A 13010-nucleotide genomic window follows, 5' to 3' on the forward strand; every position below is an offset into this window, starting at 1 on the left:
GCACTTATTCCGTGAAACCGGAAAGGATTTTCGCATAAGGGGAATCGGACGGAATGACAATCATCGTTTCATCGCCGATCGTCTTCTTATACGACTCCAATGTGCGGTAGAGTTCATAGAATTCAGGGTCTTTCGAGAAGGATTGATTGTAGATGCGGGCCGCTTCCGCTTCACCTTCCGCTCGGATCACTTCCGCCTGTTTTTTCGTCTCGGCCAAAAGCTCCTGAACTTCCCGGTCGGTTTCCGCCTCGATCCGGCGCTTTTCCGCGTCTCCTTCCGACAGATAAGTCTGGGCGGTCGATTCCCGTTCAGAAATCATCCGGGTATAGATGGATTGTTCGTTCTCCGGGGGCAGGTCGATCCGCTTCATCCGGACGTCGGTCACCGCAATTCCGAAATTACCCGCTTCCAGCAGTTCATTCACCCGCTCGGTCACTTTGTCATTCAGGTTGCCTCGGGACGAATCCTCGTCGTTCACGATACTTGTGTAGTCAAGCTGCCCGAGTTCCGAGCGGACGACGGAATAAATATATTCTTCCATCCGCGCTTCGGCATTAACGATATTCCGTGCGTTGTTGATCATCAGTTTCGGGTCGGTGATGCGCCAGACAGCGTAGTTGTCGATAATCATGCGCTTTTTGTCCTTAGTCGTGATCTCCGCTTCGGATACGTTGTAGGCCATCTGGTTTTTAGGGAGCATCGTCACACTTTGAAGAAACGGCACCTTCATCTTGACTCCCGGGTCTGAATCGATGCGGACAATTTCACCGAACTGGCGGACAACCCGGTACTCGTTTTCCTTGACGACATACACATTCGTCAGAAGGATGAGGAGAACAGCGAAAACAACTGTGAACACGATGGCCGGTTTGATGAATTTCCTTAGATCTGCCGGCGGCCTCGGTTCTGCCGGCCCTTTCGGGTCCTTTGGCCGTTTTTTCCCGAATGGCCTGATCTTGCTGACCGGCTTTTTGCGCGCCTGTTCCTGGCGCTGGCGTTCAAGAAACTTCTCTTCGATGCTCTTGAACGGATTGTTGTCGTTATTGGCCATTGTTCTCGCCCCCTTCCTCCTGGCCGTCCTGGGCAGGTGCCTGTGGTGCGGCCTGTTGCGGCGGTTGGATCGGCAAGTACTTTACGGTGCCTTCGCCGTCATTCATGATGTAGATTTTCGCACCAGGGAGCACCTGTTCAAGGGTTTCGAGGATCAGCCGCTCCCGTGTGATGTCCTGATTATTGCGGTACTCTTCATAGAGCTTGTTGAACACGGCCACGTCACCATGCGCCTGCTCGATCCGTGAAGTTTTGTCTCCCTGTGCCCCGGAAAGGATCGCGTCACGCTCACCCGTGGCTTCATTCTTCTTCTGATTCTCATATTTCTTGGCCTGGTTGATTTTCGTGCTTTTTGTCTCACGGGCATCCGTAACTGCCGTAAAGGCGGAACGGACTTCCTCATTTGGAAGTTCCACGTCCTGGAGTTTCACCCCCTGGACGGATATCCCGATGTCGTAAGTATCGATAAGCGTACCGAGGAGATCCCTTGTCTCCGCCTCGATCTCTGCCTTGCCGTCGGTCAATGCATCGTCGATCGGCGAGGAACCGATGATCGACCGGATTGAGGCTGCCGTGGCGTCATGCAGCAATTCCCTCGGATCCTCTGCATTGAACAGGTATTTCACAGGCTCGGTGATTTTCCATTGAACGACGAGATCGGCCACTACGATATATTCGTCACCTGTGATCATCTTGGTTTCCTTATCATAGGAAATCAGGTTGCCGTCTTCATCCTGGTTATAGCCGAACCTTGTACTGAAGGTTTCCTTGGACAATTTCTCCACTTTCTGGACCGGCCATGGTAACTTGAACTTCAATCCCGACTCGGTGACCGTTTCATCCGCTTTGCCGAATGTGATGATGACGACCTGTTCTCCTTCATCCACGGTGTACCAGGTCGTGAATGCGAGGACGATGAGAACAAGACCGGAAACGGCCATTCCGGCGATCGTCAATATGCGCTTAACGCTCATGTCGGACTCCCCTTTGTATGAATTTATGTATAGTTCATGTACGGGCTTCAGCGCACTTCGGTTTCATCAAATTCGAAATTCGGACAACAGCAGACACAAAAATACCCCGCCTGCTTCTTTTTTGCTTGAAGCAGTTCGGGGACGACTCAGCTGTGGCTCAGTGGAATGTTCACCGTGAAGGTCGAGCCTTTGCCCGGCTCGCTCTCCACAAAGATCGTACCGCCGTGAAGATCCACAAGGTGCTTCACGATGGACAGACCAAGCCCGGTGCCTCCTGAATCGCGGCTCCTGGCCCGGTCGACCCTGTAAAAACGCTCGAAAAGCCTGGGCAGATCCGCAGTTGGTATGCCAATGCCCTTGTCGGCGACAGCGATGGATGCCATCCCGCCCGACACGCTCGCCACGACCCGGATGGGTGTGCCCGGCTTTGAATAACTGACGGCATTTGCCAGGAGATTGACCAATATCTGGACCAGCCGCTCAGGGTCTCCCTTGACTGTCAGCCCGGCCGGACAATGGGACTCGATGGTCATCTCCCGGTTTTTAATCCTGCCGGAAACGGAACGGATGGAACGTTCGATCACATCCTGCACGCTGACAGACTGCAACCTGAGTGTATAGCCCTCTTTCTCGATCTTTGACAGGTCCAGAAGATCTTCGATCAGCGTCTCCAGCCTGACGCTTTCGCCGTGGATGATCTCCAAAAACTGCATGGCTGCCTCTTCATCGTGGATGGCCCCATCCATCAGGGTCTCGGAAAAGCCCCGGATCGATGTGATTGGAGTCCTGAGCTCATGAGAAACATTGGCGACAAAGTCTTTCCTGACCCGCTCCAGTCGGATCAGTTCGGAAATATCATGCATGACGACGACTATGCCAAGCCATCCCCCATGTTTATCAATGACAGGCGCAGAGTAAACTGCCATCGTGCGGTTGCCAGAGTCCGTCCTGATATCGATCTGTTCGGTAACCGGCTTTTCCTTGACGGAAACCGTATCGATCAGGGTGACAAGCGCTTCAGGAAGCCAGGCAGCTTTGTAAGGGCTGCCGATCAGCCCTTCTTCTGTCTGTCCGACCTGATCGAGGAAAAATGAATTGGCCATGGAAATCTCCGAATTCCTGCCGATCATCAGCAAGCCGCTGCCCATGTTTGCGATCAGCGTCTCCAGCCTTTCCGCTTCCGTCTCCCGCATGGATTCCATCTCCTGCAGATTCCGTGCCAGGGCATTGACGGCGGTGACCAGGCCGATCTGGATGCCCGGTGCCGCCCATCCGGCCCTGGCAGTATAGTTGCCCTTCGCAAGCTCCATGGTGGTATCCGTTACCAGATCGATCGGACGGATATAGCGTTCCGTCAAACGGTGGAAAACGATGACGGTGACGATGAACGCAACCGCAAAGACGATAACAATCAGCCGCATGAAGCGCGCCGGCGCCACACCCGACCCGTCTTCGGCCATTTTTCTGCTGAGTTCTTCTAGGGCTGTACTGTCCATCTCGATACCCATCTCGTCCAGATGCCGGGCAACCGCCTCCGACTCGGCCTTTCTTTCCTGGTCCTGCAGGACGGGAAAGGTCTGGCCGAGAACGCTGGCCAGACCGGCCAGCGTGATGCCCATAATGAGAATGAACGCCAGGAACAGCCGCCTTTGGAGCGATTTCATCCTTCCGGCGGTCCCTCGAATTTATAGCCGGTTCCGCGGATTGTCTTGATGAAAACCGGACGCCGCGTGTTTTCTTCGATCTTATCGCGGAGGTGGCTGATATGTACATCCACAATCCTGGTGTCACCGGCAAAATCATAGTTCCAGACCGCACTGAGCAGCTGGTCCCGCGACATCACCCGGTTCCGGTTGGAAATCATGTGGACAAGAAGTTCGAATTCTTTCGGTGTGAATTCCAGCGAAACGCCATCTTTATAGGCTTCAAAGCGTTCCGGATACACCTTAAGAGGTCCGGATTCATACACCGCTTCCTTGCGCTCGCCTTCTTCCGGTTGTCCGGAAGCGGATGATTCCGACCTTCTGAGCACCGCCTTGACTCGAGCGACGACCTCCCTCGGACTAAAAGGCTTCGTCATATAATCGTCGGCCCCAAGTTCCAATCCGAGGATTTTCTCCAATTCATCTGACTTCGCCGTCAGCATGATGATCGGGGTGTTCACACCCTTTTGGCGCAGCGTGCGGCAAACATCCATGCCATCCAATTTGGGCAGCATCAGGTCCAGGACGATCAGATCCGGAATTTCCGACTCCGCCTTTTGCAGGCCTTCCTCCCCGTCCGCTGCGGTAATCACCTCGTATCCCGCCTGTTTCAGATTGTATTCAAGCAATGTCAAAATCGGACGTTCATCATCCACGACCAAAATTCGTTTCACGATCATCCATGCCTCCATCAGGCGCACCTAGCGCAGAAATTTCAGTGTTGCCATCGACAGCGGGTGCAATCCCGGCCACCAGTTCGCCGGCCATCACAGTCCGGCCTTCCTCATCTGTCGCATCCACCCGGATCAGGACAGTACGGGAAAGCAGATCCACTTTTCCGACTGTAAGGTCAAAGGTTACCGTTGAGCCGTGCCAGGCCGCATCCGGAAAGCGGAACCGCTGTTCCAGCATCCGGGAGCCGGGTCCGGGCAGATGTTTGGATACAGCTGCACTGACGATGCCTGTCAGCATCACAACGGGAACGACCGGTCTTTCATAGCCGGCTGCCGCCGTGAAGTCGTGCTGGATATAAAGCGGGTTGCTGTCATTGGTCAGCCCGAGGTACAGGAACAAGTCCCGGTCATCCATTTTCTCGACAATCTTCAGGGACTCCCCTTCATTCAGCTCTTCTGCCGGACGGATCCGTACACGGCGCCGGTTGAATAGCAAATCAATCTCCCCTTTGGCGGTGTGGTCTGCAGAGGACTGTTCTGATCCGCCGCTCTGCTTACTTCCAATATTCTTATTATAGCATGCACGGCAAACACACGGGCCATCCGGACAAGAAAGGAGGGGCATGGCAAAAAGACAGGATATACTGCCCTCTGCAATGCCCCCAAGCAACTACCTTCGGACCACTTCTTTTTTGGTGAGAAACGCTTATTCCAGGACGTTCATCACATTCCTGACGGACTCGGCGGATTTTTTAAAGCTTTCTTCCTCATCCGGTGTGAGTTCAAGCTCAATGATCTTCTCGATGCCGTTCGCTCCGAGCACTGTGGGCACGCCAAGATAGATGCCATCCAGCCCGTATTCGCCTTCCAGATAAGCAATTGACGGGATTACACGCTTCTGGTCTTTCAGAATCGCTTCCGCCATTTCGGCCAATGATGCGGCAGGCGCATAGTAGGCAGAGCCGTTGCCGAGCAGATTGACGATCTCCGCGCCGCCTTTTCGTGTCCGGTCAACGATTGCTTCAAGCCGTTCCGGCGACAGTAGTGTTTCAAGCGGAATGCCGCCCGCATAGGAATATCGGACAAGCGGAACCATGTCGTCGCCATGACCGCCGAGGACGAACCCGGTGATGTCTTTGACCGAAAGATTCAGCTCTTCCGCGACGAATGTACGGAAACGGGCCGTATCCAGTACACCGGATTGACCGATGACGCGCTCCTTCGGAAAGCCGCTTTCCCGGAACACTGTGTAGGTCATGGCATCCACAGGATTCGTCAGGACCAGGAAGGTGGTATCCGGTGAATATTTGACCACCTCGGTCGTTACGGCTTTCATGATTTTCTGGTTGGTCTGGACCAGCTCGTCACGGCTCATGCCCGGTTTCCGGGCCATTCCCGCCGTGATGATCACCATATCGGAATTCGCCGTTTCCCGATAATCGGACGTGCCGGTGACTTTCGCATCAAACCCCAGTACCGGGGCTGCTTCGGCCATATCGAGTGCTTTTCCTTTGGTGGGATTCTCCATATCCGGAATATCGACCAGGACCACATCACCAAGTTCTTTCTGGGCAATCAGGAATGCCGTGGTAGCTCCTGTGAAACCAGAGCCGATCACTGAAATTTTCTTACGCTTGACGGACATGAACACTCACTCCTTCAAAATAAGTCATCCTTTGCTCACTTAACGTTTCGGATGTAAAAAAGGGAGGAGCCTGGGCTCCTCCCTTTCATATTCCCGTTATTCGGCAAAAAACGCCTCACCGATTACAGGTTCTTGATCAGTTCGTCGGCGAACTCGGAAGTCTTGACTTCTGTCGCGCCGTCCATCAGACGGGCAAAATCGTAAGTGACGACTTTGGATGCAATCGTCTTCTCGATGGATTCCGTGATGAGGGCAGCTGCTTCGTTCCAGCCGAGATGTTCAAGCATCATCACGCCGGAAAGGAGTACCGAGGACGGGTTGACTTTGTCGAGACCTGCGTACTTCGGTGCCGTACCGTGTGTCGCTTCGAAGATCGCGTGGCCGGTCACATAGTTGATGTTCGCGCCAGGCGCGATTCCGATGCCACCGACTTGCGCAGCAAGCGCATCGGAGATGTAGTCGCCGTTCAGGTTCATCGTCGCAACGACGTCGAATTCTTTCGGGCGTGTCAGGATCTGCTGGAGGAAGATGTCTGCAATCGCATCTTTGATGATCAGCTTGCCGGCCGCTTCAGCATCGGATTGTGCTTTGTTTGCAGCATCCGCGCCCTGCTCTTCCTTGATCTTGTCGTATTCGTTCCAAGTGAAGACCTTGTCGCCGAACTCTTGCTCAGCCACTTCGTAGCCCCAGTTCTTGAACGCGCCTTCTGTGAACTTCATGATGTTGCCTTTGTGGACGAGTGTAACCGACTTGCGGCCTTCCTTGAGTGCGTACTCGATTGCGGAGCGGACGAGGCGCTTCGTGCCTTCTTCGGATACCGGCTTGATGCCGATGCCGGAAGTCTCAGGGAAGCGGATGTTTTTGACACCCATTTCGTTCTGGAGGAAGTCGATCAGTTTGTTTACTTCATCGGTGCCCTTCTGGTATTCGATACCCGCATAGATATCTTCTGTATTTTCACGGAAGATGACCATATCGGTGTGTTCAGGGTGCTTGACCGGCGAAGGCACGCCTTCGAAATAACGGACAGGACGCACGCAAGCGAATAGGTCGAGTTCCTGGCGGAGTGCAACGTTCAGGGAGCGGAAGCCGCCGCCGATCGGAGTCGTCAGGGGACCTTTGATCGCGATGAGGTACTCATCGATTGTCTTTAGTGTTTCTTCAGGAAGCCAGTTTCCTGTTTCGTTGAACGCCTTCTCGCCTGCAAGAACTTCCTTCCAGACGATTTGCTTTTTGCCGTCATATGCTTTCTCAACCGCTGCTTCAAGGACGCGGGAAGCTGCATTCCAGATATCAGGACCTGTACCGTCACCGATGATAAAAGGAATGACGGGAGCGTCTGGTACATTCAGTTTGCCATTGGATACTGTGATCTTTTCGCCGTTTGCCATTTGTTGGATTCCTCCTGATTCTATCTTTGTTCACAAGTAGGGGACGGCATTTGCCGTCCCTAACATTGTACACTATTTCACATACAATTATCGTTCGTTTACAGGAACGTAGGATTGCATGCCCGGACCCACATATTCAGCGCGCGGGCGGATCAGGCGGTTATTCGCATATTGTTCAAGGATGTGTGCGATCCAGCCGGACATGCGGGACACCGCGAAAATCGGCGTGAAGAGGTCATGGTCGATGCCGAGCGCGTGGTAGACCGATGCCGAGTAGAAGTCGACGTTCGGAGGCAGGTTCTTTTGCCCGGTGACAATCTCTTCGATCTGTGTCGACATCTTGTAGAGGTCTTCCTGCCCGGTCAGGGCTGTGAGTTTCTCGGACATTTCACGCAGGTGTTTTGCACGCGGGTCGCCCTTGCGGTAGACACGGTGGCCGAAGCCCATGATCTTCTCCTTGTTATCCAGCTTTTCCTGAATATAGGACTCGACCTTGTCCGGCGTGCCGATTTCAGTCAGCATTTTCATGACCTGCTCGTTTGCACCGCCGTGGAGAGGGCCTTTGAGCGCACCGATTGCCGCAGTTACACCGGAGTAGATGTCGGAAAGAGTCGCGACACAAACCCGCGCGGTAAATGTGGATGCATTCAGCTCATGATCCGCGTGGAGAACGAGCGCCTTGTTGAACGCTTCTTCTTCGATCGCTTCAGGCTCCTTGCCGTTCAGCATGTAGAGGAAGTTCGCAGCATAGCTGAGTTCCTTCTTCGGCGCAATCGGCTCCTCACCTTTACGGATGCGGGAAAATGCCGTCACAACAGTCGCAACTTTTGCCTGGAGCTTGATGGCTTTTTCATAGTTGGCTTCGTCGGACATGTCTTCCGCCTTCTCATCATACAATCCCAAGAGTGAAACTGCCGTGCGCAGCGCAGCCATCGGGTGAACGTTTCCGATCGGGTAAGTCTTGAAGTGGTCAAGCACTTCCTGCGGCACAGCCATGTTGTCGGCCAACTGCTGCTTCAGTTCCGACAGCTCATCCGCATTCGGAAGGCGTTTGTGCCACAGAAGGTAGACGACTTCTTCAAAACTTGCGTGGTTTGCAAGGTCATCAATGTTATAACCGACGTATGTAAGTGTATCGTCGATAATGGAGCTGATGGAAGACTCGGTAGCGACTACCCCTTCAAGTCCGCGTGTTGCACTCATATCAATCTCTCCTTTTTCCCTGTAATGCCTTTGCCCGGGCATAAAAAAACCGGGTTTCGGCCCTATGAAGCTTGTACAAATCTGTTAAACGCTTACAAGAACATTATAATCATTTCTTACATTTTTGTGAATGGAAATGCATGATTTTCTTTTCCGCTTGGGCAGAACAAGCAAAAAGACGGGCGAAGCATCAAAAAAACGGCTGAAAACAGGAGTGTGAAAAAGTGAAGACCGGCCATCAATTCAAAAAAGGTGCCAGAACTTACGGTCCGATCATTGCCGGAGCAGCCCTTTGCTTCTTCCTGCCTCAACTGTCACTTGCCATCCTTGCGGGTTATATCGCCTCCCCTGCCGTTTTCTTCATGAAGCATCGGCTCCGCATTCCGCTTCCCGCCGCCGCTTTATTGGCCGAACTTCTGATTCTGGCATCTGCCGTTTTTGTGCTGCTGTTCGCACTTCAGCAGATTATCTTGGCTCTGCCAGCCATTCGTGCCGCTCTTTCCGTCATGCACTTTGATCATCCACTCGCTTCCGAATGGCTGACATATGCAGAAACGGCCGTTTCCGCTGCGGGTGACAGACTGATCGATTCATCAGCCGGCATGCTCCAGGCAGCTTTCGGACAAGTGTTCTCTTTTATTCTTTTCCTGCTTGCTTTTTATTTCGCCCTCTATGAATCTGCAAGGGATCGCTTTTGGTTCCTTGCCGCTCTTCCGGCAGATGCAAGAGAAAAAGCAAAAGGAATGTTCCGTGAGGGCGGTAACCTCTTTGGAACATTCCTGTTCGTTGAGCTCAGGCTGATTTTTCTGACGTTCGCCATCCTGAGCATCGGACTGGCAGTACTCGGATTCGGTTCTCCTGTTGGCCGGGCGTTTCTGATCGCACTGGCGGACAGCCTGCCGTTTCTCGGCATCGGAATCTTCCTGATCCCTATGGCTGTCTATTATCTGCTCAGCGGCTACCCTCTTTTGGGTGTTGCGCTGATCGTACTCTACATTTTCGTCATGCTGACCCGGCAAATCGCCGAATCCAGGATGTGGGCGGCTACCTTTCAGCTCAGGCCCTCACAAACCTTCTTTATAACGGCGGCATCGATTCTGCTTTTCGGATTGGCAGGGATCGTGCTGAGCCCGATTCTGCTGTTTATGGCGGCGCGCGTCAAGAAAATGCCCTCCTTCAGCGGATGATGACCATGCTGCCGTTTTTCATCTTTTTCCGGATCTGCCGATAAAGGATTGGTTTCAGCTTTTTCCTTACTGCAGGAATCAGTAAAAACAGGCCGATTGCGTCCGTAATGAAACCCGGGAACAGGAGCATGAGCCCGCCTGCCAAAATAAACAGTCCATCCAATGCGGCATCGCCCGGCGGATATCCTTCGGCCGCTTGTTTCCGGATATCCTGCCACGCACGCAACCCTTCACGCTTAGCCAGGTAAGATCCTGCAGCCGCCGTCAGCAGAATCAGAAGGATGGTTTCAAACACCCCCAGATGGCTTCCGGCGTATAGGAGGACGGCCAATTCGGTCGTCGGGACAACGATAAACAAAAGGAACAGCCATTTCAAATTGCAAAATCCTTTCGAAAGACGCCCTGCCGTTCCGGCCAGGGCGTCTTGGGTTCTTGATTCGATTATAGCACGGATGCATGGCCGTTGTAGACTACGCCGGCTTCGGCATCGATTGTCAGGTCCTGGCCGTCTTCAATTTCGGTCATTGCATTTTTCACTCCGATGATGACCGGAATGCCCACATTCAGGCCGACGACCGCCGCATGGCTGGTCAAGCCGCCTTCCTGCACGACCATGCCGGCGCACTGCTCGATCGCCGGCATCATCTCACGGTCCGTCCCGTAGGTGACCAGAATTTTGCCCTTCGTGTCGCTCGCGAGCGCTTCTTCGGCATTGCGGACGACTACGGCCTGTCCAAAAGCGACCGCCTTTCCGATGCCCTGGCCTTTTGCGAGGAGATCTCCGATCACGTGGATTTTCATCAGGTTGGTCGTTCCCGCTTCCCCGACCGGGACGCCTGCCGTGATGATCACGACATCTCCATGGGTGACGTACTTATGCTTGATGCTTTCCTCAACCGATGTCTCCAGGATGGCATCGATTGACTTGACACGCTCCCCGACAATCGGATAAACGCCCCAGACAAGCGTCAGCCTGCGCGAGCATTCGTCAGATGCCGTCACTGCGACGATCGGACAGCCCGGACGATACTTCGCGATCATCTTTGCTGTCTGACCGCTTTCCGTTGGCGCGATGACGGCTCTGACGTTCAGGTTGACTGCCGTGTAGGCTGCGGCCTGTCCGATGGCGTCCGTCATGTTGCCTTCCTTTTCGCGTCGGCGCGTTGAAATGACGGAACGGTAATCGACGGCAGCTTCCGCAGTTTTTGCAATCCTGTCCATCGTCCGGACCGACTCTGCCGGATACTGGCCGGCAGCTGTCTCACCGGATAGCATGATGGCATCAGATCCGTCCAGGATGGCGTTTGCCACATCGCTCGCCTCGGCCCGTGTCGGGCGGGGGTTTCGCTGCATCGAGTCAAGCATCTGAGTAGCGGTGATCACCGGCTTGCCGGCCTGATTGCACTTTTCAATCATCTGCTTTTGGACAATCGGCACTTCCTCTGCCGGAATCTCTACGCCGAGGTCGCCCCGTGCGACCATCAGTCCGTCGGACACCTCGAGAATGGCATCCAGGTTGTCGACACCTTCGCGGTTCTCGATCTTTGGAATGATCTGCACGTGGCCTGCGCCGTTTTCTTCAAGCAGTTTCCGTATCTCCATGACGTCGGATGCACGGCGGACAAATGACGCTGCGATAAAGTCCACTCCGCTTTTGATGCCGAAGAGGATGTCAGAGGCATCTTTCTCCGTGATTCCCGGAAGCTGGACGGACACGCCCGGTACATTGACGCCCTTTTTGTCCTTGAGCGTTCCCGCATTCCGGACGACCGTCCGGATTCTTCCGTCTTCGGGATCGGACTCGCGGACCTCAAGTTCGATCAGGCCGTCATCCAGCAGGATAACGGAACCTGCATGCACATCTTCGGCAAGCCTGTCGTAAGTGACTGAGAAACGTTCGGAATTGCCGAGCACCTCGGTCATCATGATATCGATCTGCTGCCCGTTCTCCAGCTCTATCGCTCCGCCTTCCATCTTGTGGGTGCGGATTTCCGGGCCCTTCGTGTCCAGAAGGATGCCGACAACCTGGTTCATCCTGCTGGCAACCTCGCGGATATTGCGGATTCTCGCCAGATGCTCTTCATGGTCACCGTGGGAGAAGTTGAGCCTTGCCACGTTCATTCCCGCGCTGATCAGCTGCTCCAGCATCTCAGGCGATTCACTCGCCGGCCCGATTGTACATACGATTTTCGTTTTCCTCACATCGCTCGCCCCAATCCTTTAAATCGATAGTTCTTTCGAAAGTTCATACAGGCCGTCTTCCATGCCTTCCCTTCTGCTGAATACTTCCGTTAAAGGATAGTCTATCACTGCGTGGTTTCGCATGCCAACGGCGACACCCGCCCGGCCTTCCAGCAGGAGCTCGACAGCTCTTGCGCCGAACTTCGAGGCGAGTACGCGGTCACGGCCGGTCGGGCTGCCGCCCCTCTGAATGTGTCCGAGCACGGATACCCGTGTCTCGATATCCGCGGCATCCTTTAACTTTGCCGCCAGATCTTGCCCGGACATAACGCCTTCCGCAACAATCAGGATACTGTGTTTTTTGCCGCGGCCGGTTCCCTGCCGGAGCCTTGTGATGATTTCCCCGATATCATGGAGTCTCTCGGGAATCAGGATCGACTCTGCACCACCGGCGACCCCGGCCCATAGTGCCAGGTCTCCTGCATCCCGGCCCATCACTTCAATGATGAACGTCCGCTCATGCGACGTGGCCGTATCCCGGATCTTGTCGATTGCATCAATCACGGTATTGAGCGCGGTGTCGAAGCCGAGCGTGTAGTCGGTGCCATTAATGTCATTGTCGATCGTTCCCGGCACACCGACACAGGGGAATCCTTCTTTCGACAAGGCCTGTGCCCCCCGGTAGGAACCGTCTCCTCCGATGACGATCAGCCCCTCGATCCCCCGTTCACTCAGCTGCCGGACACCTTCAGCCCTGCCTTCCGGTGTCTTGAATTCCGGGCAGCGCGACGAGTGCAGCATAGTGCCGCCCTTCTGGATGATATCTCCGACAGAGCCGGCATCAAGCCGCTCGATCTTCCCTTCAATCAGGCCCTGATAGCCATTAAAGACGCCAAAGACATCAAGGCCTTCGAAAATCCCTTTCCGGACCACCGCACGGATGGCGGCGTTCATGCCCGGGGCATCCCCGCCGCTTGTCAGAACCGCAATCTTCTTCATTCG

General features: G+C 54.3%; 12 protein-coding genes. 1 reads left to right on the top strand and 11 read right to left on the bottom strand.

What is annotated here, in order from left to right:
• Positions 1 to 4: 4 nt before the first annotated feature.
• From hflC to citZ, 8 genes are all read right to left on the bottom strand, one after another.
• Positions 5 to 1051: a protease modulator HflC gene (gene hflC, locus BLT01_RS10400; RefSeq protein ID WP_092097623.1), complete on the bottom strand. Its 1047-nt coding sequence runs from the start codon at positions 1049 to 1051 to the stop codon at positions 5 to 7.
• Positions 1041 to 2024 (bottom strand): FtsH protease activity modulator HflK, encoded by a 984-nt coding sequence (gene hflK / locus BLT01_RS10405; protein WP_092097624.1) that lies wholly within the window; start codon positions 2022 to 2024, stop codon positions 1041 to 1043. The genes hflC and hflK overlap by 11 nt, the downstream gene beginning before the upstream one ends.
• Before the next feature lie 146 nt (positions 2025 to 2170).
• Positions 2171 to 3688: a two-component system histidine kinase PnpS gene (pnpS, locus tag BLT01_RS10410; RefSeq protein WP_092097625.1), complete on the bottom strand. Its 1518-nt coding sequence runs from the start codon at positions 3686 to 3688 to the stop codon at positions 2171 to 2173.
• On the bottom strand, positions 3685 to 4404 hold the full coding sequence (locus BLT01_RS10415) for a response regulator transcription factor (protein WP_092097659.1): 720 nt from the start codon (positions 4402 to 4404) through the stop codon (positions 3685 to 3687). The genes pnpS and BLT01_RS10415 overlap by 4 nt, the downstream gene beginning before the upstream one ends.
• On the bottom strand, positions 4376 to 4897 hold the full coding sequence (locus BLT01_RS10420; RefSeq protein WP_176765121.1) for a MaoC/PaaZ C-terminal domain-containing protein: 522 nt from the start codon (positions 4895 to 4897) through the stop codon (positions 4376 to 4378). The genes BLT01_RS10415 and BLT01_RS10420 overlap by 29 nt, the downstream gene beginning before the upstream one ends.
• Positions 4898 to 5107: 210 nt before the next feature.
• Complete coding sequence (gene mdh, locus BLT01_RS10425; protein WP_092097627.1) at positions 5108 to 6046, bottom strand: malate dehydrogenase; 939 nt, start codon at positions 6044 to 6046, stop codon at positions 5108 to 5110.
• 122 nt (positions 6047 to 6168) lie between these two features.
• A complete protein-coding gene (gene icd, locus BLT01_RS10430; protein ID WP_092097628.1) occupies positions 6169 to 7437 on the bottom strand; it encodes an NADP-dependent isocitrate dehydrogenase in 1269 nt (422 codons plus the stop codon).
• 87 nt (positions 7438 to 7524) lie between these two features.
• On the bottom strand, positions 7525 to 8640 hold the full coding sequence (gene citZ, locus BLT01_RS10435) for a citrate synthase (RefSeq protein ID WP_092097629.1): 1116 nt from the start codon (positions 8638 to 8640) through the stop codon (positions 7525 to 7527).
• A gap of 224 nt (positions 8641 to 8864) precedes the next feature.
• Here citZ and BLT01_RS10440 point away from each other — a divergent pair, with 224 nt between their 5' ends.
• Entirely contained in the window at positions 8865 to 9827 is a 963-nt protein-coding gene (locus tag BLT01_RS10440; protein WP_092097630.1) for an AI-2E family transporter, read from the top strand.
• Here the strand turns inward: BLT01_RS10440 and BLT01_RS10445 are convergent.
• From BLT01_RS10445 to pfkA, 3 genes are all read right to left on the bottom strand, one after another.
• Entirely contained in the window at positions 9817 to 10203 is a 387-nt protein-coding gene (locus tag BLT01_RS10445; protein WP_092097631.1) for an FxsA family protein, read from the bottom strand. The genes BLT01_RS10440 and BLT01_RS10445 overlap by 11 nt on opposite strands.
• A gap of 65 nt (positions 10204 to 10268) precedes the next feature.
• Complete coding sequence (gene pyk, locus BLT01_RS10450) at positions 10269 to 12029, bottom strand: pyruvate kinase (protein ID WP_092097632.1); 1761 nt, start codon at positions 12027 to 12029, stop codon at positions 10269 to 10271.
• Between the two features lie 18 nt (positions 12030 to 12047).
• Positions 12048 to 13007: a 6-phosphofructokinase gene (gene pfkA / locus BLT01_RS10455; protein WP_092097633.1), complete on the bottom strand. Its 960-nt coding sequence runs from the start codon at positions 13005 to 13007 to the stop codon at positions 12048 to 12050.
• Positions 13008 to 13010: the final 3 nt, after the last annotated feature.

Source organism: Bhargavaea beijingensis (genome assembly GCF_900101985.1).
Classification (GTDB): domain Bacteria; phylum Bacillota; class Bacilli; order Bacillales_A; family Planococcaceae; genus Bhargavaea; species Bhargavaea beijingensis.

Coding starts and splice junctions, on each gene's coding strand:
- hflC (WP_092097623.1), bottom strand. CDS start 1,051: ATGGCCAATAACGACAACAATCCGTTCAAGAGCATCGAAGAGAAGTTT.
- hflK (WP_092097624.1), bottom strand. CDS start 2,024: ATGAGCGTTAAGCGCATATTGACGATCGCCGGAATGGCCGTTTCCGGT.
- pnpS (WP_092097625.1), bottom strand. CDS start 3,688: ATGAAATCGCTCCAAAGGCGGCTGTTCCTGGCGTTCATTCTCATTATG.
- mdh (WP_092097627.1), bottom strand. CDS start 6,046: ATGTCCGTCAAGCGTAAGAAAATTTCAGTGATCGGCTCTGGTTTCACA.
- icd (WP_092097628.1), bottom strand. CDS start 7,437: ATGGCAAACGGCGAAAAGATCACAGTATCCAATGGCAAACTGAATGTA.
- citZ (WP_092097629.1), bottom strand. CDS start 8,640: ATGAGTGCAACACGCGGACTTGAAGGGGTAGTCGCTACCGAGTCTTCC.
- pfkA (WP_092097633.1), bottom strand. CDS start 13,007: ATGAAGAAGATTGCGGTTCTGACAAGCGGCGGGGATGCCCCGGGCATG.